This window comes from Cupriavidus pauculus (genome assembly GCF_008801835.1).
GTDB lineage: Bacteria > Pseudomonadota > Gammaproteobacteria > Burkholderiales > Burkholderiaceae > Cupriavidus > Cupriavidus pauculus.
The window spans coordinates 1-22583 of the sequence record NZ_VZOW01000052.1 but is presented as its reverse complement, the minus strand read 5'-3'; the positions used below and the strand labels follow the sequence as shown (position 1 = coordinate 22583).

Sequence of the window (22583 nt, the reverse complement as noted above, 5' to 3'; positions counted from 1 at the left end):
CACCAGCCGTACCGCTTCCAGCTTGAATTCCAGCGTGTACTGCGCCCGCTTTGTCTTGCTTGTCATCACATCTCTCCTTGCTTCAGTTTAACCTCAGCAAGGGATTCGTTTTGCGGGGGCAAGCTCAGATCGGCAGCGCCACCGTTCGCTTTCAACTCGCGCCGGGCGTCTATTGGGAACGCATCATCGACCAGGCGCACCGCTTCGGCGATCGCAAGGCCACCTTTCATGGCAGCTACGGCGGGATGTGGTGGCAGCCGCCCGGCAGCACCTTCATGGAGGTCGACGAGCTGTGGATTGTCGAAGGCATCTTCGACAACATCGCCCTCTTCCATCATGGCATTGCCGCCGCATCGGCCATGTCTTGCAACAACTATCCCGCGCTCGCATTGCGCGGTCTCGCCGAGCAATGCGCGGCCAACGGCAAAGACCGCCCGAAACTGGTGTGGGCACTGGACGGCGACAAGGCCGGCATCCGCTACGGCAAGCAATGGCTAAAGCGTAGCCGCGAGGAAGGTTGGGAAGCGTCGCTAGCAGTGCCAAAGCAGGTGGGCGCGAAGAAGCGCGACTGGAACGACCTGCATCAGCTGGGAAAGCTCACCGACCACGACCTGGTCGAATACCGCTATCTCGGCGACCTGATCGCTGCACCAACGCCTGCAGAAAAGGCCCGACTGATCTATGGCCGGACCAGCATGAGCCAGTTCGCATTCGACTTCGACAGCAAGCTCTACTGGTTCAAGGTAGATCTGGACGCGCTGACGAAAGAGATGGACGCCGTACGGCATGCGCACCCGGACATGGAGGAAGGTGACATCCGTGATGAAGCCATGCTCAAGGCGGGCACGATCACCAATATCGCCACGTGTCTGCCAAGCGTCCTGTACTACCAGGCAAACGCGGCGACGGACGAAGCCTGGTACTACTTCCGCGTCGCCTTCCCGCACGATTCGGAGCCGGCCAAGAATACCTTTACCAGCTCGCAGATTGCCTCGGCCAGCGAATTCAAGAAGCGGCTGCTCGCCGTCGCACCAGGTGCGTTCTACACCGGCTCAAACGGCCAGCTCGATGCATATCTGAAGGAACAGATGCATCGCATCAAGAGCGTGCAGACAATCGACTATGTGGGCTACTCCAAGGAGCACGGTTGCTATGTGTACGCCGATGTAGCGGTCAAGGACGGCAAGCTCTATTCGCTCAACGATGAAGACTTCTTCGATGTCGGGCGCTTGTCCATCAAGACCATCGGCGGATCGGCCGGCCTGTCCCTCAACACGAATTTGAAGGGCCTGAAGTACGACTGGCTAGATTTGCTATGGCGCGCGTTCGGCGCCAAGGCCATCGTGGCGCTGGCGTTCTGGCTGGGAAGCCTATTTGCCGAACAGATCCGAGAGGGAGATGGCATCAAGCAAAAAAGCTACCCATTCCTTGAGGTGGTGGGCGAGCCCGGTGCCGGCAAATCGACGTTGATCGAATTCCTGTGGAAGCTGTGCGGCCGACGCGACTATGAAGGCTTCGACCCGTCGAAGTCTTCGCTCGCAGCGCGTGCGCGTAACTTCGCGCAGGTATCCAACCTGCCAGTGGTCCTGATCGAGGGCGACCGTGGCGAGGACGGTGCGAAGGTAAAGGGCTTCGATTGGAACGAGCTGAAGACGGCCTATAACGGCCGCAGCACACGTGCACGCGGCGTCAAGAACGCCGGGAACGAAACCTACGAACCGCCCTTCCGTGGCAGCGTTGTGATCAGCCAGAACGCCGAAGTCAACGCCAGCGAGGCGGTGCTGCAGCGGATCGTCCACCTGTACTTCGACCGCTCGGGCCAGAGCCCGGACACCTTTGCCGCTGCACGGGCGCTCGAACAGACGGCAGTCGAAGATGTCTCCGGCTTCCTGCTGTCAGCGATTCTGAAAGAGAAGGACGTCCTGCGGCTGTTCGCGGAGCGCATGCCGCTCTACCAGGAGAAGCTGGCCGCTCACCCAGAGGTGAAGCACCAGCGCTTGGTCAAGAACCACGCGCAGATCATGGCCCTGGTCGACTGTCTGCCGACCGTGATGCCGCTGCCCATCGAGTATCGCAACGCCGCGCAAGCGCAGCTTGTACGCATGGCCGTGGAGCGCCAGCAGGCAATCGGTGCCGATCACCCGCTCGTGCAGGAGTTCTGGGAGCTCTACGACCACATCGAGTCCGCTGAAGACGATTACCCGGTGCTCAACCACGCCCGCGGCGGTGGCGTCATCGCCATTAGCCTGCGCCATTTCGAACAGGTGGCGAACGACCGCCGCCTGAATCTCCCCCCGCTGACAGAACTGAAACGCGTCCTCAAGACATCACGGGCACGCAAGTTCATCGATCTGCGGGTTGTCAACAGCGCGATCAACGCGCGATTCAACACCGAGCATCCCCATGCCCCGAAGCGTCCCGACACCGTCAAGTGCTGGGTCTTCGAGGACCGCTCGGGCAACTCAGGAGCATGAGCATGACTGTTAAGCCCATCGTCACTGACGCGCAACTGCGAAGCGCGCACCGGGCACTTCGCATTGCCACCCCGTTCGACGCCATGTCCGACTTGTTGCGCACGGCTGTTGCGGCCGCAGCGCGCGCCATGGCCACACGCAACCCGTCCCACCTAAGTACTGCTTCGGTTGACCTTAAGCGCCGCGCGGCGGGCGACTTCGAAAACTGAGCCAATGAGAGGCTGAACATGCATCACGTGACGTTTCACATCGACACCGACAACCTGCAGAGCTACACGGATGAATACCTGGCATCGCTCTGGCACATCTCCCAAGCGAATCCAGCGCCAATCCGTGACCGTGCAGCAGGTGAACTGGCTGAGCATATCGGCCGGGAAATCATTCGCCGTTGGCTACGCTGGGCTGGTGCGCCCTTGTGGAATCACCAGGGCCGCCACTACTACTCCATCGCGCTCACGGATCTGACGGAGAGCGAAGCCCCGCAGGAGAGCATCGAAGGGCCGCACGCCAGCGTCAGGGAGGTGCAGTAATGCCCGCGAGCAAGCACCGAAAGAATCGCCGCGTGCATCAGCCGCGGGAGAAATGCCTGCCGTCCTGTTTCCGCTTCAGCCGCAAAGCCGAGACGGATCTCCAGCTCCTGCCCCACAGCGAGCTGAGCAAGATCCTCGACGGCACGGCCACGGAATCCGCCTGGCACACCCTTGCATTCCGCATCAACGTCGGTCAGGCCATAGCCACCCTCTACTTCGCGGAGAACGGCGAGTTACGCGACGCGATGGATGCCGCTGTCATCGCCGTCGCAAACGTGGGCAAGCGCTTCCGCGCTTGTGGCCGGATGGGCGTGACCGGAGACGAATTCCGTGTCATTGGCCAGGGCCTGAACTTGACCGACGACATGCAGAAAGCCTGCACGCGGCGCCAGTTGCTGGTCGCCACGCTGCGGGTGCATGACACCGCCACTGCCACCGGCCCGGTCCAAACCGGCGATATCGCCTATATCGAGCAACAAGTATGACCATGAGCACCGTTTCCCTCCCCGTTTCGTCGTACGCCGAGCGCGTGGCGCAGATCATCTGCAACGGCCTCTATCCTGAGGCGACCGCGTGCGGCAAGACGCTTGACGACTTCCCAGAGGCCACTCGTCAGAACCTACTCACGATTGCCGAGGCCATTCTTGTAGAAGGGCCGCGTGTGGAGCACCCCGCGCTGCAATATGCCTGGTGGGTCTCCAGCTCGCCCGTACTGGACGATCTAGCGCCAGCTCAACTACTGATAGGCCAGCCGCTGGACACGTCTACGGGCGCGCCAATCGATGTGGAGGCGCACCAGACCGCGCATCTCGAAAAACCGTGGAGAGCGAGGCTGTCGATGCTGATCTATGCGCTGCAATGGGCCGACCGGAGGGTGATGGCATGATCCGGCGCGAACAGCGTGTAGTGCTGGTCTGCACGATGGGCTTGGCTGCGGCGTCATCTCTGGTTGCCGCATGGCTGTCGGCGGCTGGCGCCTGGAACAGGGGAGGCACGCTCGGCGAGCGTGCGCTAACCGCTTCGGTCGCCGTGCTGCTGACGCTGGCGGTCCACCAGCTGCCCGCTGCGCTGGCCACCGGAAGGCGCATGCCGGTCGCCGGCTGGGCGCTCTGGTGTGCGTGCCTGGGCTCCGTGGTGTGGGGCCATCTGGCTTTCTTCGCGGCGGCCAATGGCCACGCCGGCGATGCGCGCGCACAACGCCAGATCGAGGCCGCCGCGTCGATGCCCGTGGAGGCGCGGGCGGTAGCGCGCCCGCTCGCCGTGGTCAGTGCCGAGCGGGCCAACGTGCGCGGCGATATCGCGCGGCTGCAGGCCGCAGCCGCTAGCTGCCGCAATTGCCCGCTCGGGGCGGCGCGCATCACCGCACTCCAACAACGCGCCGAGGCGCTCGACGTGGAGGAACAGGAAGCGCGCCGGGCCATCCGGCAGGATGAGAGCGCCCGTGCCGCCGCGCTGAGCCATGCGGCGCGCGTTGACCAGGCCCGTCTCGATCCGGCCGCGCGCCTGTTTGCCGCCGCTACCGGTACGCACGCCGAAACGGTGCTGCTGGTTACTCAGCTGGTCGCGGTGATTTGCCTTGAGCTGGTGGGATGCGTGCTGTGGCTGCGTGTCGCGTCACTGCGTACCGCCGCCGATCGGGCGTTACCCTGCCACGCCCCACAGACAGCGGCCGTGACTGCGGCGCCGGACACAGGCACCGAAGCCAGTAGCGGCACCAGTCACGTGGAGGACCGCTCGGTCGCGGCGGCTGTGCGGCGCGGCGAACTCAAACCGACCGTCGCCGCCATTCGCCAGTTTGTCGGCTGCTCGCAGGCTCGCGCCATGGCGATTCGCCGCCGGCTACTGGCGAGTGGGATCGCGCCGGACGTTTCCGGAGGTGCCGCATGACTGGACATTGGCTAGCGGATCAGCTCCCAACTGCCGGTTGCGTCGTCTATGCAGAGCCCTTCCTCGCAGTCGTTGCAGAGGAACATCCGAGAGAGATCCGCGATGGTGTCTCCGGCTAGATCCGCCATCACCCGCTCGGCTGCGTGGTCGCGCCGCAGTGCCACATGGGGCGCACAGATGGCAGGCTTCCCTGACAGGGAAAGGCAGGCGGCGCAATGCATAGGAACTCCGAAAAACGGACTGCCGACCAGGCGGTTTCCGTGTAAGGCGGGAAATCTAAACCACAAGCAATTTGAAGGCCATCAGTGAAGACGCTTAGCCTTGAACAGGCCGCGGCGTGGCTGTTCACCACGCCCGATACGGTCTCGGAATGCATCCGGCGCCACGGCTTGCCGGCCGCAAAGGTCGGCAGGGCGTGGGTGCTTGTGGATGTTGATGTGATAGATTGGATTCGAAAAAAGTACGGGGAACAGGCGGCGTGCACCTCTTCAAAAGAACAAAAAACGGTCCCTGGTGGGTCGACCTCGGTATCGACGGTACGCGAGTTAGACGCTCTACTGGCACCACGGACCGTCGGCAGGCGGAAGAATTTGCCGCCAAGGTTGCGAGTGATTACTGGCGGCAAAAGAAGCTCGGCGAGCGCCCGGCGGTGAGCTGGGAGACGGCCGTCGTCCACTGGCTCAAACAGAACCAGCACCTGCGCTCGCTGGAGACCGTGAAGCAGCGCCTGCGCTGGCTGACCGGCAAGCTCGCCGGCACGGCGGTGCGCGACATTGATCGCGACCGCGTCAATGCCCTGATCGCGGCCAAGCTGGAGGACGGGGTGGTCGGTGCGACCGTGAACCGGCACATGGCTGCCCTGTCGGTCATCCTCAACCACTGCCGGCAGGAAGGCTGGATTGATGTCGTGCCGCCGATTCGCAAGCTGCCGGAGGGCGGCAGCCGGCTGACCTGGCTGTCCCGGCCGCAGGCAAGGCGCTTGCTCGAGGAATTACCCGGCCACCTACGACAGATGGCGCGGTTCGCGCTGGCCACCGGTCTGCGCGAGTCAAACGTTCGATTGCTCGAGTGGGCGCAGGTGGATACGGCGCGGGCGCTCGCGTGGATCCATGCCGACCAGGCCAAGGCCAAGCGGGTGATTTCGGTGCCGTTGAATGGGGATGCGCTGGAGGTGCTGGCCGAGCAGCGCGGCGAGCATCGGGACTACGTGTTCACGTATCAGGGGGCGCCGGTCGGGCGGATCTACAACCACGCCTGGCAGAAGGCTTGCCGGCGGGCGGGGCTGGATGGGCTGCGGTTTCACGACCTGCGGCACACGTGGGCGAGCTGGCACGTGCAGGCAGGCACGCCACTGCCGGTGCTGCAAGCAGCTCGGCGGCTGGGCCAGCTACCAGATGGTGCTGCGGTACGCGCATCTTGGCCGGGACCACATTGCGGCCTACGCGGACAACCTCGGCACGCTACGGCACAAACACGGCACAGTGCCAGAAATGGAAACGGGCGCCGAAGCGCCCGATCCCTTGTCAAACCTGGTGGCCTGGGACGGAATCGAACCGCCGACACAAGGATTTTCAATCCTCTGCTCTACCGACTGAGCTACCGGGCCAAAGAAGCGAAACTATAACCGTGCGATTCGGCCCCGTCAAGCGTTTTCTGCGTCACGCTTATTGCTCGGTGGGCTCCGGCTTGTTGCGGCCCAGTTCCACGCCCAGCTGCTTGAGCTTGCGATACAGGTGCGTGCGTTCAAGGCCGGTTTTCTCGGCGACGCGTGTCATGCTGCCGTGCTCGCGCACGAGGTGATATTCGAAATAGGCGCGCTCGAACAGGTCGCGCGCCTCGCGCAGCGGCATGTCGAACGAGAACTGCATCTCGCCTTCCGGCAGGCCGCGCGATGGGTTGCCGTTGGTGGCTGGCTCCGCAGGGGTTTCGTCGGGGGTGGTGGATGTCTCGTCGACGTCCTGCAGGCCCGCAGCGGTGACCGGAGCGGCCGAAGCGGCGGGCGCCGTGCGTGGGCGCTCGACGCCGCGGGCGAGCCCGGCTTCGACGGCCGACAGCAGCTTCTGCAACGCGATCGGCTTTTCCAGGAAGTTCAGCGCGCCGATCTTGGTGGCTTCCACGGCCGTGTCGATCGTGGCGTGGCCGGACATCATGATGACCGGCATCGTCAGGTATCCCTGTGCCGACCATTCCTTGAGCAGCGTGACGCCGTCGGTATCCGGCATCCAGATATCGAGCAGCACCAGATCGGGCGTGGCAGCCGCACGGAATTCGCGCGCCTGCTGCGCGTTCTCCGCAAGTTCCACCACATGCCCTTCGTCACTGAGGATTTCCGAGAGCAACTCGCGGATACCCATTTCGTCATCGACTACGAGGATGGTTGCCATACTTCCCCTCTTAACCCCACCGCAGCGCCACCGGAGGCGCCGGTGGTGCAAGATTGACTAAGCCAGTTTAACGAACAGGATCGAGATCTGGGCTCCCATGATCTCGGTACCGTTCATGCGATTGCGCAATTCGATGCGCGCGCCATGTTCGTCAATGATCTTTTTCACCATCGCAAGCCCGAGACCCGTACCCTTGGCTTTCGTGGTCACATAGGGCTCGAACGCACGACTCAGGATACGTGGCGCGAAACCGGGACCATTGTCCGTTATGGACAGCTTGACGGCTTGCCGGTCTTCGCCGGCAGAATCTTTGTATTCTACAGTCTCGGTGTGCAGAGTGATATGGGGCGCCGCCCTACCGGCCGCCACGTTGTCTGCCGCCGCATCCTGCGCATTCTGCAACAGGTTGTGAATGACCTGCCGCAACTGGGTAGGATCGCCCTTGATTTCAGGTAGATCCGGTCCCAGCGTCGGATGAATCACCGGATGTTCGTGCACCGTCGGATCATCGATCCCATACAGGTGCAGAACTTCCGCCACCAGGCTGTTCAGCGCCAGCGACTGCATGACCGCCGGCGGCGTGCGCGCGTAGTCGCGGAAATCGTCCACCATGCGTTTCATTGCCGCCACCTGGTTAACGATCGTGGTGGCCCCGCGCTTTAGCACTTCCGCATCGGCGTGTTCCAGTTTCGGCGACAGCTTCATCTGCAGACGCTCGGCCGACAGCTGGATCGGTGTCAGCGGATTCTTGATCTCGTGTGCCAGCCGGCGCGCCACTTCGCCCCACGCCACCGAGCGCTGCGCCGAGATCACGTCGGAAATATCGTCGAACACCACCACGTAGCCGGGCTCGTCGCGGCTGCCGCCGGGCAGCAGCGCGCCGCGCACCAGCAGGGTCAGCGGTTGTTCCTCATCGCCCTGCGGCAGTTCGATCTGTTTTTGCCAGTGTTGCGCGCCGCCTAGCACCTCGCGGGTGGTCTGCTCGGAAAACGCCTGGCGCACGATCTCGGCGAACTCGCCCATGCCCTGGATCTGCTGCACAGGCTGACCGATCACACCGGCGAACGGCTGGCGGAAGATGCGCTCGGCGCCCGGGTTTGCCGTGATCAGCGTGAAGCGGCGATCGAACACCAGCACGCCGGCCGTCAGGTTCTGCAGCACGCTTTCCAGATAGGCCTTCGACTGTTCCAGCGCAACGCGGTTTTCTTCCACCGCAATGCGCGCTTCGGAAAGCTGGCGCGTCATCTGGTTGAACTGCTGCGTCAACATGCCAAGTTCATCGCGGCTTTTCAGCTCGCGTTTGGGCGAGAGATCGCCTTCGGCCACTTCCTTGGTGCCTTGCAGCAGCATCAGCAGCGGCCGCGCGAGCTGTCCACCCAGCAACAGCGCCAGCATCACTGCGATAAACACCGCCAGGAACAGCGTCAGCGTCAGCGTGCCGATATACATCTTGCGCAGGCCAGTGCGGCCCAGCGCCTTCTCCTGATATTCCTGATACGCGCGTTGCACCTCGTCGGCGTTACGCGCCAGCACGGCCGGCACCGGATGCAGAATCTGCAGGTAGCGTTCCTCGCGCACCGTGTCGCCGACCAGTCCGAATCCCGTGGCCGGTGCGTCCTCGGGACGCCGTTCAACCGACAGGCCCGACCCTGCCCAGCGGTTGGCCGGCGATACCAGCGCGCTGCGCGAGCGCGACGCGGCAGCTGCAGCGGCACTCGCCGCGGCCTGGGCCTGTGCGTCGGCGGTCGTCGTGCCGGTTGCGGCGCCGAGCGGAACGATCACGCGGATCCGGTACAAATGGCTGCTGTCGATGTTGACCGGCGCCTTCTCGCCGACCGGATCGGTGCCGCCTTCCACCGCGGCATAGCCGCCCGCCATGCGCGCCTGTTCGGCCAGCACCCCCGAAGGGATGTCGGGCACCAGCGACGCGTAGCTGCTCGATGCGGTGGCCAGCACGCGCCCGCTGCCGGTGAAGATGGCAGCCTCCTGCACGCCGTATTGCTCGCGCAGGCGATTCAGCTGCAGCGAAGTGGCCATCCCGGACGCGCCGGTGAGCTGCTCGGCCATCAGGTGTGCCTTGCCTTGCAGGTCGGCAAGCTGGCTGTCGATCGTCGAGCGGCCCAGGTTCAGGCCCGCCTCGAGCGCGGTTTCCACGCGCACGTCGAACCAAGATTCGATACTGCGCGAGACAAACTGCAGCGACACGAGGTAGATCAGCACGCCGGGCAGCACGCCCACCACGCCGAAGAACACCGCGAGCTTGCTCATCAGCCGCGTGCCAAACTTGCCGCGGCGATAGCGCATCCACAGCGTCAGCGCGAGCGCGCCGACGGTCAGCACCAGCAACGCGCCGACGACGAGATTGATCTTGAAGAGAAGCGTGAAATACCGGTCGAAGAATTCGGTATTGGCCGATGCGCCGGCCAGCAGTCCCACCAGCACCAGCGCGAGGAAAACGATGATGCCGACCACCACGCGATACAACACGCGGCGAAACCTGCTGTCCCACGGATTGCCGTTCATGGCTGGCTGGCCGGTTGGACCAGTTGATTGGGCGACAGCACGTTCGAGACGGTTTGCGAGAACGGTGTGCGTGTTTCAGCCGACGGCGCGGAAGCTGCGGGCGGCGCGGACCCGGGCATGGCCGGCGGAGGCGGCGGCGCGACGGGCGCGACGGGCACCGGCGGCGGCGCGTCGAGATTGGTGGGCACCGTGTACGTGAAGCGCTTCCACTCCGACGACAGGTTCCACTCGCGCGTATTCACCGCATTGATCTGGAAGGGCTTGGGCAACTGGGAAAGATCGAGCCGCATGCGCGTCTCGGCGTGATAGGTCTCGCCCAGCTTTACGTCCTTGCGTTCGAACACGCGCCAGCCACGTACCTGCTGGATGAACTGCAGCGCGCTCTTGAGGCGATTGAACGGCAACTGCAGGCCGCCCGTCGACACCCTGTACTGGCGCGTCAGCGGCTGGAACGACAAACGCACCGAGCGCGTGGCGTTGACCGGTTTTTCGTCGAACCAGTACCAGCGCGGCCGCGTGAGCTGGAAATCGACAACGAAATACAGCGAGATGCCCTTGTGCAACGCGTCCTCGAGCGCCGGCGGCAGATCGAAATCGAACGCGGCGGCAAGTTCGAACGCGCCGTCCTGATACTCGATGCGGGCCTCGGTGTTTTCGATCAGCTGCGCGCGTGCCTGCGGCACATGCCACAGCAATATCGACAGCAGCGCCGCCATGCACCAGGCCTTGAACAGATCGACCCACGGCGCCGCCGCCCATCCGCGCACCGCGCGGCCGGGGGCACGTAGGACGAACAGATGCAGCAGGCTCGGCATTGGCGGAATGATCAGGCGCGTTTCTGGAAGCGGGCGTAGTAGAAGCCATCGTGATCCGATGGCAGGCTTGCCTGGCCGGCTAATGTGCCGCCGGCCGGTTCAGGCGCCTTGACACCGGGCAGTAGCTGGCCCGGCGCTTGCAATCGTATCGCATCTGGAAGCTGCGCACCAAACCAGAGCGCCTGCTCTTCGCCTTCCGTTGGGAAAATAGAACAAGTCACGTAGACCAGGATCCCGCCCGGTTTCAGCAGCGGCCATAGCTGCGACACGATGCGCCGCTGCTCGGTGATCAGCTTGGCAATGTCCGTTTCGCGGCGCAGCCAGCGGATATCGGGGTGACGGCGCACGATACCCGACGCGGAGCACGGCACGTCGGCCAGAATGCGGTCGAATTGCTGGCCGTCCCACCAGTCGCCCGGACGGCTGGCGTCGCCGACGACGACCTCGGCCTGGCGGCCCAGGCGCGCGAGGTTGTCGTGGATGCGCGCGGCGCGCTGTTCATCGCTTTCGACGGCCGTGACGTGAACGTCGGCCAGTTCCAGCAGATGACCGGTCTTGCCGCCCGGCGCCGCGCAGGCGTCGAGCACGCGCATGCCGTCGGAAAGTTCGCACAGCGGCGCGGCCAGTTGCGCGCCGGCGTCCTGTACCGACACGTCGCCGGCGGCAAAGCCCGGCACCTGCGAGACCGGGAATGCGCGCGCAAGCCGCACCGCCTGATCGCCCACCGCCGTACCGGCCATGCCGGCATTGGCCAGGTTCTGCAGATAGTCCTTGACTGAAATACGCCGGGTGTTGATCCGCAGGGTCATCGGCGGGCGCGCGTTCATGCTTTCGGCCAGCGTCGTCCATTGGTCCGGATAGGCCTTGCGCAGCAGCTTGAGCCACCATGCAGGCAGGTTCCAGCGCGCTTCGTCGTCCTTGAGCACCGCCGGCATCAGCGTCTTGTGTTCGCGCAGGAACCGGCGCAGCACGGCATTGACCAGCCCGCGCGCATGCGCAGTCTTGGGTTCGGACGCAGCCGCGCTTACGGCCTGATCGACCACGGTGAACGCGGAATAGCCGCCGCGCCCCACTTTGCTGCCGTCGCCCTCCTCGCCTTCGATCAACAAGGCCAGCGCCACGGCCAGCAGCGAATCGACCAGCGCGCCCGGCGGTCGCGTTACCAACTGCGTGACCAGCGCGCGCGTGGTGCCGAACTGTCGCACCGAGCGATAGGCCAGGTCCTGGATGGCGCCGCGCGTGGCGGCATCGGCCACGCGATCGAGGCGCAAGTGCGTGGCGACGTCTTCGATGGCCTGCGGCAGCGCCGTGCCTTCATGCACGGCGCGGACAGCCGCGGCGGCGCCGAGCATCTGGAAGGCAAGGGAATCGTGGGGCAGGCGCATGGGTAATACGTTGAATAGAACAGAAACGAGAAGAGACGACAGCACGGCGCGTGCGTCGCGGCACTGCGGATATAAAACTGCCCGCCGGTTCCCGGAGGAACACAGCGGGCAGTTTACCCGTTTGTGGCCAGCCGGCCGGTCAAAACCGGCGATCAGGCCGGATAGGTGCCGGTCTGCGCCATATGCATCAGGCGGGCGATGCGCTCCTCGGTGGCCGGGTGCGTCGAGAACAGGTTGGCGATGCCGCCACCCGACAGCGGGTTCATGATCATCATCTGCGCGGTGGCCGGATGCTCTTCCGCGGCCTGGAACGGGATGCCGCGCGCATAGCGATGGATCTTGTCGAGCGCGCTGGCCAGCGCTTGCGGATCGCCGCTGATCTCGGCGCCGCCGCGATCGGCCTCGAATTCGCGCGCGCGCGAAATGGCCATCTGGATCAGCGACGCGGCCAGCGGCGCGAGAATGGCCACCGCGATCGCGGCGATCGGGTTGGTGCGGTTGCCGTTTTCGTCGCGCCCGCCAAAGAACATCGCCATGTTGGCCAGTGCCGAGATGGCGCCGGCCATGGTGGCGGCGATGGTCGAGGTCAGGATGTCGCGATGCTTGACGTGGGCCAGTTCGTGGGCCATCACGCCGCGCAGTTCGCGATCGGACAGCGCACGCAGAATGCCGGTGGTCGCGGCCACGGCGGCGTGCTCGGGATTGCGGCCGGTGGCGAAGGCGTTGGGCGCGTCCTCGTTGATCAGGTACACGCGGGGCATGGGCAGGCCGGCGCGCTGCGACAGCTCCTGCACCATGCCGTAGAACTGCGGCGCGCTACCGGCATCGACTTCCTGCGCGTTGTACATGCGCAGGACCATCTTGTCCGAAAACCAGTAGGAAAAGAAATTCATGGCCAGCGCCATCAACAGCGCGAACATCATGCCGTTACGTCCGCCGATCATGCCGCCAATGACGATGAACAGCGCCGTGATGGCGGCCATCAGCATGAAGGTCTTGACCCAGTTGAACATGGCTTGGTCTCCAGATCTCAATAAACGACTTCCGCGAACCCGCCCCTGCGGGACGCGATGACGGTTAGATAGGGCCGGGAGCGTGGAAATTCAATGATGTTGGCAGGGTTTTACGCGCGTGAGGCAAAAGTGGCATATGCGCCGCCTGAAGGCCCCGTGCATCGGCGGCGACTCTCCGGCTGCGCTATCAGGCCGCGTCGGGAACCACAAAGCGAGTGCCGGGCGGCAGCGGCATGGACTGCAGGAATTGCTGCGCGGCCTGACGTCGTCCGCCGGGCTTTTGCAGTTCGGTCATCTGCAGCGCGCTGCCATTGCCGCACGCGACGATCACGCCAGCCGCGTCGGACGCCAGCACGGTGCCAGGCGGATGCGGCAGGCTGGTCGACGCGGCCAGCGGCAGCGCTTGCCAGCACTTGATCACCGTATCGCCCAGTTGGATCGTGGCGCCTGGGAAAGGATTGAAGGCGCGCACCTGATTAGCCAGTTCGGCGGCCGGGCGGCGAAGGTCCAGCGGCGCTTCGCTCTTGTCGATCTTTTCGGCGTAGGTCACGCCGGCGTCGGGTTGCGGCGTGGCGGCCAGTGGCTGGCCGCCCGCAAGCTGGCGCAACGCGTCGACGATCATGCGCGCGCCCAGCGCAGCCAGTGTGTCGTGGAGTGTGCCAGTGCTGTCCTCGGGGCCGATCGGCACAGACTCGCGTGAAATCATCGCGCCGGTGTCCAGACCTTCGTCCATCTGCATCAGCGTGATGCCGGTTTCGGCGTCGCCCGCCTCGATCGCACGATGAATGGGCGCCGCACCGCGCCAGCGCGGCAACAGCGAGGCATGGATATTCAGGCACCCATGGCGCGGCAGCGTCAGCACTTCCGCCGGTAGGATCAGGCCGTATGCGGCAACCACCATCACATCGGGTGCGATTTGCGCGAGCGTATCGACCGCGGCGCCGGCCTCTTCCGGATACTTGCCGTGACGCCGCAGCGAGCGCGGCTGCAGCACCGGGCCGAGACCCGCCTCCACGGCAAACTGCTTGACCGGACTGGCCTGCACCTGCAGACCGCGTCCGGCGGGCCGGTCCGGCTGGGTCAACACGGCCACCACGGGAAATCCGGCGGCGTGAATGGCCTCAAGGGCAACGCGCGCAAATTCGGGTGTGCCGGCAAACGCGACGCGCAGTGGCTGGGCTTGAGTCATGAAAAATGTCCGCGATAGAAACGACACCGGCCGCATAGCGGCCGGTACGTGAATGGTCTTCGGAAGGTGTAACCATAGCAGACGCCGCAGCCGCGGCATTCCACTGTTACATCCTTACATGCGCGATCGTACGCGCTTCTGCAGCTTGCTCTTGATGCGGTTGATCTTGAGCGGCGACAGGTATTCCACGAACACCTTGCCGTCCAGGTGATCGATCTCGTGCTGTATACATACGGCCAGCAGATCGTCGGCCTCGATCTCGAAGGTCTCGCCACGCTCGTTGAGCGCGCGCACCTTGACGCGGTCGGGACGCTCCACGCGGTCGTAGACTTCGGGCACCGACAGGCAGCCCTCTTCCCACACCTTGCGGTTGTCGCTGGCCCACACGATCTCGGGATTGATGAATACCATCAGCGCGTCGCGCGATTCGGACACGTCGATCGTAATCACGCGTTCGTGAACGTCCACCTGCGTGGCGGCCAGCCCGATGCCGGGGGCTTCGTACATGGTTTCGGCCATGTCCTGTACAAGCTTGCGGATGCGGTCGTCCACCACCGCCACGGGCTTTGCCACTTTGTGCAGACGTGGATCGGGGTAGGTCAGGATGTCGAGTTTGGCCATGATGCTCGGGCGCAACGCCGGGTGCAGTTCACTGCCCGGACGCCGTTGCGGCGTGCGGGGTTTCGATGCAGAATCGGGGCGCTAGTACAAAAATTCAAGGCGCGCCGCAGCAGGCACGCTCTACCTAGGGTCAATCCGGTCGTACTCCCGGCCGGTTCAGGAAAATGCGCGATCTTACCAAAGAACAGGCGGCGTCGGGCCGCAGGCTGCACGCGTTCACCCTCGCCATATTGAGTGCTGTTGGCGTCACTGCGGGGGCGAGCATGGCTGTCCAGTCCGCCGAGCTCGGCGTCTCGCCGGCGCAGCAGGCTCAGGCTGATGTCACGGCCCAGCAAGGGATCCCGGTAAACGAACTGGCTGCCGGCGCGCCCAGCCAGTATACGGTGCGCAGCGGGGACACGCTGTGGGGCATTTCGGGCAAGTTCCTGCGCCAGCCGTGGCGCTGGCCTGCGCTGTGGGGCATGAACCGGCAGCAGGTCCGCAATCCCCACCTGATCTATCCCGGCCAGATCCTGTACCTGATTCAGCGCGATGGCCGCGCCTACCTGTCGACCACCGCCCCAGCCGGCGCCAATGGCGATGTACGCCTGTCGCCACGCGTGCGCGGCAACGGCCTCGACAACGAGGCGATCCTCAGCATTCCGGCCAGCGACATCGAGCCGTTCCTGACACGCCCGCTGGTGGTGGATCAGAGCACGGTGGATACATCGGCGCGCATCGTCGCGTTGCCAGACGCGCGGGTCTATATGGGCCGCGGCGATTCGGCGTTCGTACGCGGAATTGCCGCGCCGGACGCCGTGGTCGGGAGCGACTGGCAGGCCTTCAAGCCGGCACTGCCGGTGCGCGATCCGGTCACCAATGCCGTGATCGGCTACGAAGCGCAATACCAGGGCAGCGTGCGCGTGTTGCGCGGCCCTGAAGGCCCGGACGCCGTGGCTACCGTGCAGGCGACCCAGTCTCCGCAGGAGATGGGCGCCGGCTCGCTGCTGTTGCCGCAGCCCCCGCGTGAACTGGTGCGCTACGTGCCGCACGCGCCGGACGCGGACGTGCAGGCCCGCATCGCCGCCGTGTATGGCGGTGTGCAATATGGCGGCGCCAAGCAGGTGGTGGTGCTGAACGTGGGCGCCAACGCTGGCCTCGAGCCGGGACACGTGCTGGCGCTGTCGCGCACGGGCGGCGTGGTGGCCGACCCGACCGACAGCAATCGCACCATCACGCTGCCCGACGACCGCTACGGCCTGGCCTATGTCTATCGTGTATTCCCGGGCATCGCCTATGCGCTGGTGACCGACGCGACAAACGTGATGAAGGTGGGCGATCTCGCCACGACGCCGCAGTAACCGGCTCGCGCGTACCGTGGTGTACGCGCGGCCGCGCATCCGATGATCGAATCCACCCGCGATCCCGCTGAAGTCGCTGCCTGGCTGCGACTCACCACCACTTCCGGAGTGTCCGCCCAGACGGCGCGGCGCCTGCTGGCCGCCTTCGGCCTGCCGCAGAGCGTGCTGGCGCAGGATGCGAAGCGCCTGCGCGAAGTGGCGGAGCCGGCCGCAGTCCGGGCGCTTTGCGCCGGGCCCGACGCCGACATGGCAGCGCGCATCGATCGCACGATGGCCTGGCTTGGCGAACCGCACCACTGTCTGGTGTCACTGGCCGATGACGCCTATCCGTCGCAATTGCTCGATCTCGCCGATCCGCCGCTGATGCTTTACGTCAACGGTGACCCCACCCGCCTGCACCGGCAGTCGCTCGGCGTCGTCGGCGCGCGCCATGCCACGCAGCAGGGCGAGCGCAATGCGCGCACGTTCGCGGCGGCGTTTTCAGCGGCCAGCGTGACGGTGGTGTCGGGGCTGGCGCTGGGCATCGACGCGGCCGCGCACGCGGAGGCGCTGAACGGTCCGGGCGGCACGCTCGCCGTGGTGGGAACGGGCGCCGATATCGTCTATCCGTCGCGCCATCATGCGCTGGCGCACCAGATCGTCGATGCGGGGGGCGCCATCGTCAGTGAATTTCCGTTGGGGACGCCGGGCCTGCCAGGCCATTTTCCGCGCCGCAACCGCATCATTGCGGCGCTGACGCGCGGGGTGCTTGTGGTGGAGGCGGCCGAGCGGTCCGGGTCGCTGATTACGGCGCGGCTGGCGTCCGAGATCGGTCGTGAGGTATTTGCGATTCCCGGGTCGATCCACGCCGAACTATCACGCGGATGTCACAAGCTCATTCGCCAGGGTGCAAAGCTCGTGGAGACCGCGGCCGACGTGTTCGAGGAGTTTGCCGATCTGGCCGCGCCGTCCCCAGTTGCTCCTTGTCGGGCAGCGCTGCCCAGCGCTCGCCGGCGTGACCGTCGGGACGCCGGCTCGTCGTCGGGCCCGGGGCCAGGTCCGGCGCAGCAAGCCCGGGAAGCGCCACCAAAAAAGGCGGCGCCAGGCGTGTCCGACGCGCTGGCGGCCGCTCTGGCCTATGATCCTGTCACGTTCGACGCATTGTGCGAGCGTGCCGGCGTGATGGCCAGTGTCGCTGCGGCGTCGCTTTTGCAACTGGAGCTTTCAGGCACGGTCGAGCGCTTGCCAGGCAACCGGTTCCGGCGTCTGGCATGATCCGGTGTATCGCCTCCGCCTCATTATTCCGTCGCAATGGCCGTTTACTTTCCCGAACACGATCTCGCCGCGTTGCGTCGCGCCATGGCAGCCCGGCCGCAGGGCAGGCTCGTGGCATGCCTATGCGCGGACTGGTGCGGCACGTGCAAGGAATATATGGATGGGTTTGCGGCTCTGGCTGCGCGTTACCCGGATGACTGTTTTGCCTGGCTCGATATCGAAACCCATGCCGATCAGCTTGGCGAGGACATCGACATCGAAAATTTTCCTACTGTATTGATTCAACCGCTTGCGGGCGGGACGCCGCACTTTTACGGAACGGTACTGCCGCATCTGGACGTTCTGGATCGCATGTTGGCGCGGGGAACGGCGATGCCGTTATCCGCATCAGAATTTCCTGAAGTGCTGTCCTGGTTGCTTGAGACCCCCGCCAGCCCCGGCTGAGCACGGTCCGGCGCCGCGATGGCGATTCTCTTGCACGCCCGTCGGAACCGCGCTTATTATTGGCGCCTCAAAGCCCAGGCGTGCTGTTTACACAGTTTGCTGTGAATTTCAAGAGGCGCAGGCTTCTCTTTACGAGGCCGCGCCACAAGGACCCGTTGAATGTCTAAAGCCCTCATCATCGCGGAAAAGCCATCGGTCGCCGCCGATATCGCGCGCGCCCTCGGGGGCTTTACCAAGCACGACGAGTACTTCGAGAGCGACGACTACGTGCTGTCCTCTGCCGTGGGCCATCTGGTGGAAATCGCCGCGCCCGACGAGTATGAAGTCAAGCGCGGCAAGTGGAGCTTCACCAACCTGCCGGTGATCCCGCCGCACTTCGATCTGCGCCCGATCCCCAAGACCGAATCGCGCCTCAAGGTGCTCAACCGGCTGATCAAGCGCAAGGACGTTTCGGCGCTGATCAATGCGTGTGACGCGGGGCGCGAGGGCGAGCTGATCTTCCGCCTGATCGCGCAGCAGGCCAAGGCCAAGCAGCCGGTGCGCCGGCTCTGGCTGCAGTCGATGACGCCGCAGGCCATCCGCGACGGCTTTGCCGCATTGCGCGAAGACGAGGAAATGATGCCGCTGGCCGACGCGGCCCGTTGCCGCTCCGAGGCCGACTGGCTCGTCGGCATCAACGGCACGCGCGCCATGACGGCCTTCAACAGCAAGGGCGGCGGCTTTTTCCTGACCACCGTGGGACGGGTGCAGACGCCGACGCTGTCGATCGTGGTCGAGCGCGAAGAGAAGATCAAACATTTCGTGCCGCGCGACTACTGGGAAGTGCGCGCCGAATTTATCGCGGCTGCCGGTCTGTATGAAGGCCGCTGGTTCGACCCGAAATTCAAGAAGAACGAGTTCGATCCCGAGGCGCGCGATTCGCGCCTGTGGAGCGAGGCCGAAGCCAAGAGCATCGTTGCGGCCTGCCGCGACAAGCCGGGCACGGTCACGGAAGAATCGAAGCCGTCGACGCAGCAGTCGCCGGCGCTGTTCGATCTGACCACGCTGCAGCGCGAAGCCAACTCGCGCTTCGGCTTTTCGGCGAAGAACACGCTCGGCCTGGCCCAGGCGCTGTACGAAAAGCACAAGGTGCTGACCTATCCGCGTACCGACGCGCGCGCGCTGCCGGAAGACTATCTGGACACGGTCAAGCAGACCATGGACATGCTGGCCGACAGCTCGCCGAACTATCTGCCGCACGCCAAGAAAATCCTGGCCAGCGGCTGGGTCAAGCCGAACAAGCGGATCTTCGACAACAGCAAGATCAGCGATCACTTCGCCATCATCCCGACGCTGCAGGCGCCCAAGAACCTGTCGGAACCGGAGCAGAAGCTGTACGACCTGGTCGTGCGCCGCTTCCTGGCCGTGTTTTTCCCGGCAGCCGAATTCCAGATCACCACGCGCATCACCGAGGTGGCGGGGCATCACTTCAAGACCGAAGGCAAGGTGCTCGTCAATCCGGGCTGGCTGGTGATCTACGGGCGCGAGGCCCAGGCCAAGGACGACAAGGACGCCAGCCTGGTGCCGGTGCAGAAGGACGAGAAGGTCAAGACCGACAAGGTGGAAGCGGTTGGCCTGACCACGCGTCCGCCGGCGCGCTACAACGAAGCCACGCTGCTGTCGGCGATGGAAGGCGCAGGCAAGCTGGTCGACGACGATGCGCTGCGCGAAGCCATGGCCGGCAAGGGCCTGGGCACGCCGGCCACGCGTGCGGCCATCATCGAAGGCCTGCTGACCGAGAAATACCTGGTGCGGGAAGGCCGTGAACTGATTCCCACCGCCAAGGCGTTCCAGCTGATGACGCTGCTGCGCGGACTGGGCGTGCAGGAACTGACGCAGGCCGAGTTGACCGGCGAGTGGGAACACAAGCTGTCGCAAATCGAGCGTGGGCGCCTCAAGCGTGACGAATTCATGCGCGAAATCGCGCAGATGACGCAGCAGATCGTCAAACGTGCCAAGGAATACGATAGCGATACGATTCCTGGCGACTACGCGACCCTCGATACGCCGTGCCCCCAATGCGGTGGCCAGGTCAAGGAAAACTACCGGCGCTTTGCCTGTACGGCGTGCGACTTCTCGATCAGCAAGATTCCGGGCGGCCGGCAGTTTGAAATCGAAGAAGTCGAAGAGCTGTTGCTGAAGAAGGAAATCGGTCCGCTGCAGGGATTCCGCAGCAAGATGGGCCGCCCGTTCGCCGCCATTTTGAAGCTGGCCAAGGACGACGAAGGACATTGGAAGATGGAATTCGACTTCGGCCAGAACGACGACGAAGGCGACGGCGAACCGGTGGATTTCAGCGGACAGACGCCTGTGGGCCATTGCCCCAAATGCAATGGCTCGGTCTACGAGCACGGCATGAAGTATGTGTGCGAAAACGCCGTCGGCAGCGAGAAGACCTGCGATTTCACCACTGGGAAGATCATCCTCCAGCAGGAGATTTCCAGCGAACAGATCGGCAAGCTGCTGAGCAACGGCAAGACCGATTTGCTGACCGGCTTCAAATCGTCGCGCACCGGCCGCAATTTCAAGGCGTATCTGGTGAAGCAGCCGGACGGCAAGATCGGGTTTGAGTTCGAGGCGCGCGAACCGAAGGCCGGGGCCGCAGCGAAGACAGCTGCAAAGACCGGCGCGGCGGCCAAGGCCGCGGCAAAGTCCACCGGCAAGTCGGAAGAAACCGAGGCTGCGCCGGTAAAGGCGGCTGCCAAGAAAGCGCCGGCCAAAAAAGCGGCAACGAAGGCCACGGCCAAATCCGCGGCCAAGCCGGCGGGCAAGACCGCGGCCGGCAAGACGGCGACGGCGAAGTCAGCCGCAGGCAAGACTACGGCGACCAAGAAGACCGGTTCGAGTTCGCGCCAGACGGCCGAGGCGGAAGAGTAAGCGGTGCCACGTCACAGACTGCCGATCTGACAAGTTGATCGGCAGCCGATTGGGCCAGGACGGCGAGGTGAAAACCTCGCCGTTTTGCTATTTGGAATGCTTGCCGATGGTGTCGCTGGCGCGCTGCTGACCTTCTTCGAGCAGGAAGTCGATAAACGCGCGCACTTTGGTAGGCAGAAACTTTCGGCTGGGGTAGACCACGCTGACATCGCGCTTGGGCAATTGATATTGCGGCAGGATATGCGTCAGCCGGCCGGCCTCGATATTGGGCCGCGCCAGATACGACGACAACATTGCGATGCCCATATTGGCCAGCGCCGCCTGGTGCGCCAGTTCCGCGTTGCTGCATAGCAGCCCGGGGCGGATCGGGACGGTGACTTCGCCTTCGGGGCCGGACAGCGTCCATTCGTGCTCGGCGGTCGGCAGCCGCATGGCAATGGCGCGGTGGCTGGTCAGATCGTGCGCGGTGCGCAGCGGCGGATGCTCGCGCAGATAGCCCGGGGATGCACACAGGATGATTTCGGCAGAAATCAGCGGCCGCGCCACCAGGTGCGAGCCGAGCCCCAGATCGGAAAGCATCACCCCCACGTCGCGCCCCTCCTCGACGATATCGATCATGCGGTCCGAAAGCTGGACGTCGAACACCACGTCGGGGTAGCGCTTCTGAAAGCGCTCCAGGGTTTCCGGCAGCAGATGCAGGCCAAACATCACCGGCGTCACTAGCCGCAACGTGCCCGAGAGCGACTGGCTTCGCGCCGTGACGATCGACTCCGCTTCCTCGACGTCTTCAAGGATTTGCGAACACCGCTGCAGGTACGTTTCGCCCGCGTCGGTCAGCGACAGGCTGCGCGTGGTGCGATTGAGCAACCGGGTGCCCAGATGGCTTTCCAGATCGGCCACGTAGCGCGTTACCACGGCGTTCGACATTTCCAGTTGTTGCGCCGCACGTGCAAAGCTGCCTAGCTCGACAACCTTGGCAAAAACGCGCATCGATTGCAGCCGATCCATGACACAGTCTCCCGCTTTCGCCCTGAACTTTTACCCAACGCGAGTAGTTTATTGTTGAAATCACAACCAATCATTGTGGATGGCAATATTTATTCATATCAGGGGAATGCCTAATATCGCCTCAATCGATGCCGCGACGCAGCAAATTCTTTAATTGGTCGGCATCCTTGAAAGTGAAGGAATCGCCATGAAGACCCAAGTTGCCCTGATCGCTGCCCTGACCCTCGCCCTGTCGGCCGCTCCCGCCTTTGCCAAGGCGACCAAGTTCGATCCGTACACCGACGGCGCCAAGGCCAGCACGTTCGACCCGTACACCGATGGTGCGAAGCTCGGCAAGTTCGACACGTTCACCGACGGCGCCAAGGCCGGCAAGTTCGACAGCTTTACCGATGGCGCCCGCGCGTTCGACGTGTACACGGACGGCGCCAAAAACTGATTTTTCCGCATCTCGCAAAAAAACCCGTACCAATCCGGTACGGGTTTTTTATTGTCTGGCCACCTGCTTGCGCCTTCGGCGAGCGGGCGGCAATGCAAAACGGGCCTGCGAAGGCCCGTTTTGCTATCGATCGACGACTCAGTCGTGATGACGATGACGATGGTGCTTGCCGCGCTTGTCATAGCGACGGTCGTCGTCGTACGAATTGCTGCGCGACACGTTGCCGCCAAGCGCCGCGCCTGCCGCGCCGCCCAGGCCCGCACCGACCAGACCGCCGGTTCGGCCACCCATGGCGTTGCCCGCCGCAGTGCCCGCGCCGCCACCCACCGCGCCGCCGAGCACGGCGCCGGTGCTGCCGCCCAGC

The 22583-nt window shown here is 64.5% G+C and carries 20 protein-coding genes, 1 tRNA gene and 2 pseudogenes; 12 read left to right on the top strand and 11 right to left on the bottom strand.

From position 1 onward, the window contains the following. The first annotated feature begins 59 nt into the window (after positions 1 to 59). Genes F7R19_RS28135 through F7R19_RS28110 form a run of 6 tightly spaced genes read left to right on the top strand, consistent with a single transcriptional unit; the run spans position 60 to position 4891 of the window. Complete coding sequence (locus tag F7R19_RS28135; RefSeq protein ID WP_223505892.1) at positions 60 to 2474, top strand: toprim domain-containing protein; 2415 nt, start codon at positions 60 to 62, stop codon at positions 2472 to 2474. 2 nt (positions 2475 to 2476) lie between these two features. Then, on the top strand, positions 2477 to 2683 hold the full coding sequence (locus F7R19_RS28130; protein ID WP_150982863.1) for a hypothetical protein: 207 nt from the start codon (positions 2477 to 2479) through the stop codon (positions 2681 to 2683). An 18-nt stretch (positions 2684 to 2701) separates the two neighbouring features. Next, positions 2702 to 3004 carry a hypothetical protein gene (locus F7R19_RS28125; RefSeq protein WP_211922803.1) on the top strand — a complete coding sequence of 101 codons (303 nt, stop codon included), beginning with the start codon at positions 2702 to 2704 and terminating at the stop codon, positions 3002 to 3004. Next, entirely contained in the window at positions 3004 to 3489 is a 486-nt protein-coding gene (locus F7R19_RS28120) for a hypothetical protein (protein ID WP_170292675.1), read from the top strand. Before F7R19_RS28125 ends, F7R19_RS28120 begins: the two co-directional genes overlap by 1 nt. Positions 3490 to 3491: 2 nt before the next feature. After that, complete coding sequence (locus tag F7R19_RS28115; protein WP_150982862.1) at positions 3492 to 3890, top strand: hypothetical protein; 399 nt, start codon at positions 3492 to 3494, stop codon at positions 3888 to 3890. Beyond that, complete coding sequence (locus tag F7R19_RS28110) at positions 3887 to 4891, top strand: hypothetical protein (protein WP_150982861.1); 1005 nt, start codon at positions 3887 to 3889, stop codon at positions 4889 to 4891. The genes F7R19_RS28115 and F7R19_RS28110 overlap by 4 nt, the downstream gene beginning before the upstream one ends. A gap of 127 nt (positions 4892 to 5018) precedes the next feature. On the opposite strand, the gene F7R19_RS30360 is transcribed toward F7R19_RS28110, so the two are convergent. Further along, positions 5019 to 5771, bottom strand: a complete 753-nt coding sequence (locus tag F7R19_RS30360; protein WP_249043178.1) for a hypothetical protein — start codon at positions 5769 to 5771, stop codon at positions 5019 to 5021. On the opposite strand from F7R19_RS30360, the pseudogene F7R19_RS30690 reads away from it, so the two are divergent. Next, positions 5742 to 6200: pseudogene (locus F7R19_RS30690) on the top strand (tyrosine-type recombinase/integrase); the annotation flags it as partial. The gene F7R19_RS30360 and the pseudogene F7R19_RS30690 sit on opposite strands and share 30 nt — an antisense overlap. A 221-nt stretch (positions 6201 to 6421) precedes the next feature. On the opposite strand, the gene F7R19_RS28095 reads toward F7R19_RS30690, so the two are convergent. The 8 genes from F7R19_RS28095 to def all read right to left on the bottom strand — a co-directional run bounded on the left by F7R19_RS28095 (position 6422) and on the right by def (position 14821). After that, positions 6422 to 6497, bottom strand: a tRNA-Phe gene (locus tag F7R19_RS28095). Positions 6498 to 6555: 58 nt separating this feature from the next. Next, complete coding sequence (locus F7R19_RS28090) at positions 6556 to 7275, bottom strand: response regulator (protein ID WP_061958565.1); 720 nt, start codon at positions 7273 to 7275, stop codon at positions 6556 to 6558. A 57-nt stretch (positions 7276 to 7332) separates the two neighbouring features. Next, a complete protein-coding gene (locus tag F7R19_RS28085; RefSeq protein WP_150982859.1) occupies positions 7333 to 9798 on the bottom strand; it encodes a sensor histidine kinase in 2466 nt (821 codons plus the stop codon). Next, positions 9795 to 10613 (bottom strand): DUF4390 domain-containing protein, encoded by an 819-nt coding sequence (locus tag F7R19_RS28080; protein ID WP_150982858.1) that lies wholly within the window; start codon positions 10611 to 10613, stop codon positions 9795 to 9797. The genes F7R19_RS28085 and F7R19_RS28080 overlap by 4 nt, the downstream gene beginning before the upstream one ends. Before the next feature lie 11 nt (positions 10614 to 10624). Continuing rightward, a complete protein-coding gene (gene rsmB, locus F7R19_RS28075) occupies positions 10625 to 11998 on the bottom strand; it encodes a 16S rRNA (cytosine(967)-C(5))-methyltransferase RsmB (RefSeq protein WP_150982857.1) in 1374 nt (457 codons plus the stop codon). A gap of 152 nt (positions 11999 to 12150) precedes the next feature. After that, positions 12151 to 13011, bottom strand: a complete 861-nt coding sequence (htpX, locus tag F7R19_RS28070) for a zinc metalloprotease HtpX (RefSeq protein ID WP_061957414.1) — start codon at positions 13009 to 13011, stop codon at positions 12151 to 12153. A 187-nt stretch (positions 13012 to 13198) separates the two neighbouring features. Next, on the bottom strand, positions 13199 to 14200 hold the full coding sequence (gene fmt / locus F7R19_RS28065) for a methionyl-tRNA formyltransferase (protein ID WP_150982856.1): 1002 nt from the start codon (positions 14198 to 14200) through the stop codon (positions 13199 to 13201). A gap of 114 nt (positions 14201 to 14314) precedes the next feature. Continuing rightward, a complete protein-coding gene (gene def, locus F7R19_RS28060; RefSeq protein ID WP_061957415.1) occupies positions 14315 to 14821 on the bottom strand; it encodes a peptide deformylase in 507 nt (168 codons plus the stop codon). 164 nt (positions 14822 to 14985) lie between these two features. Between def and F7R19_RS28055 the strand changes: the two genes are divergently transcribed. From F7R19_RS28055 to F7R19_RS28040, 4 genes are all read left to right on the top strand, one after another. Next, positions 14986 to 16161 carry a LysM peptidoglycan-binding domain-containing protein gene (locus tag F7R19_RS28055; RefSeq protein WP_150982855.1) on the top strand — a complete coding sequence of 392 codons (1176 nt, stop codon included), beginning with the start codon at positions 14986 to 14988 and terminating at the stop codon, positions 16159 to 16161. Between the two features lie 42 nt (positions 16162 to 16203). Continuing rightward, the gene (gene dprA, locus F7R19_RS28050) at positions 16204 to 17415 is read left to right on the top strand and encodes a DNA-processing protein DprA (RefSeq protein ID WP_150982854.1); all 1212 of its coding nucleotides are present in this window, start codon (positions 16204 to 16206) and stop codon (positions 17413 to 17415) included. Positions 17416 to 17451: 36 nt separating this feature from the next. Next, positions 17452 to 17859, top strand: coding sequence for a thioredoxin family protein (locus F7R19_RS28045; protein ID WP_150982853.1), 408 nt, complete (start codon positions 17452 to 17454; stop codon positions 17857 to 17859). Positions 17860 to 18018: 159 nt separating this feature from the next. Beyond that, positions 18019 to 20775, top strand: a complete 2757-nt coding sequence (locus F7R19_RS28040) for a DNA topoisomerase III (RefSeq protein WP_150982852.1) — start codon at positions 18019 to 18021, stop codon at positions 20773 to 20775. A gap of 87 nt (positions 20776 to 20862) precedes the next feature. Here the strand turns inward: F7R19_RS28040 and F7R19_RS28035 are convergent, their stop codons facing one another. Further along, a complete protein-coding gene (locus F7R19_RS28035) occupies positions 20863 to 21783 on the bottom strand; it encodes a LysR family transcriptional regulator (RefSeq protein WP_061957420.1) in 921 nt (306 codons plus the stop codon). Positions 21784 to 21970: 187 nt separating this feature from the next. On the opposite strand from F7R19_RS28035, the gene F7R19_RS28030 reads away from it, so the two are divergent. After that, positions 21971 to 22219 carry a hypothetical protein gene (locus F7R19_RS28030; RefSeq protein WP_061957421.1) on the top strand — a complete coding sequence of 83 codons (249 nt, stop codon included), beginning with the start codon at positions 21971 to 21973 and terminating at the stop codon, positions 22217 to 22219. Positions 22220 to 22357: 138 nt separating this feature from the next. Here the strand turns inward: F7R19_RS28030 and F7R19_RS28025 are convergent. Beyond that, positions 22358 to 22583: pseudogene (locus tag F7R19_RS28025) on the bottom strand (hypothetical protein); the annotation flags it as partial.

Excerpts from the sequence above, each read along its gene's own strand:
- F7R19_RS28085 (WP_150982859.1), bottom strand. The coding sequence starts at position 9,798 with ATGAACGGCAATCCGTGGGACAGCAGGTTTCGCCGCGTGTTGTATCGC.
- F7R19_RS28030 (WP_061957421.1), top strand. The coding sequence starts at position 21,971 with ATGAAGACCCAAGTTGCCCTGATCGCTGCCCTGACCCTCGCCCTGTCG.
- rsmB (WP_150982857.1), bottom strand. The coding sequence starts at position 11,998 with ATGCGCCTGCCCCACGATTCCCTTGCCTTCCAGATGCTCGGCGCCGCC.
- F7R19_RS28045 (WP_150982853.1), top strand. The coding sequence starts at position 17,452 with ATGGCCGTTTACTTTCCCGAACACGATCTCGCCGCGTTGCGTCGCGCC.
- F7R19_RS28055 (WP_150982855.1), top strand. The coding sequence starts at position 14,986 with ATGCGCGATCTTACCAAAGAACAGGCGGCGTCGGGCCGCAGGCTGCAC.
- F7R19_RS28125 (WP_211922803.1), top strand. The coding sequence starts at position 2,702 with ATGCATCACGTGACGTTTCACATCGACACCGACAACCTGCAGAGCTAC.
- F7R19_RS28130 (WP_150982863.1), top strand. The coding sequence starts at position 2,477 with ATGACTGTTAAGCCCATCGTCACTGACGCGCAACTGCGAAGCGCGCAC.
- F7R19_RS28080 (WP_150982858.1), bottom strand. The coding sequence starts at position 10,613 with ATGCCGAGCCTGCTGCATCTGTTCGTCCTACGTGCCCCCGGCCGCGCG.
- F7R19_RS28035 (WP_061957420.1), bottom strand. The coding sequence starts at position 21,783 with ATGGATCGGCTGCAATCGATGCGCGTTTTTGCCAAGGTTGTCGAGCTA.
- F7R19_RS28090 (WP_061958565.1), bottom strand. The coding sequence starts at position 7,275 with ATGGCAACCATCCTCGTAGTCGATGACGAAATGGGTATCCGCGAGTTG.
- dprA (WP_150982854.1), top strand. The coding sequence starts at position 16,204 with ATGATCGAATCCACCCGCGATCCCGCTGAAGTCGCTGCCTGGCTGCGA.
- def (WP_061957415.1), bottom strand. The coding sequence starts at position 14,821 with ATGGCCAAACTCGACATCCTGACCTACCCCGATCCACGTCTGCACAAA.
- F7R19_RS28110 (WP_150982861.1), top strand. The coding sequence starts at position 3,887 with ATGATCCGGCGCGAACAGCGTGTAGTGCTGGTCTGCACGATGGGCTTG.
- htpX (WP_061957414.1), bottom strand. The coding sequence starts at position 13,011 with ATGTTCAACTGGGTCAAGACCTTCATGCTGATGGCCGCCATCACGGCG.
- F7R19_RS28120 (WP_170292675.1), top strand. The coding sequence starts at position 3,004 with ATGCCCGCGAGCAAGCACCGAAAGAATCGCCGCGTGCATCAGCCGCGG.
- F7R19_RS28040 (WP_150982852.1), top strand. The coding sequence starts at position 18,019 with ATGTCTAAAGCCCTCATCATCGCGGAAAAGCCATCGGTCGCCGCCGAT.
- F7R19_RS28115 (WP_150982862.1), top strand. The coding sequence starts at position 3,492 with ATGAGCACCGTTTCCCTCCCCGTTTCGTCGTACGCCGAGCGCGTGGCG.
- fmt (WP_150982856.1), bottom strand. The coding sequence starts at position 14,200 with ATGACTCAAGCCCAGCCACTGCGCGTCGCGTTTGCCGGCACACCCGAA.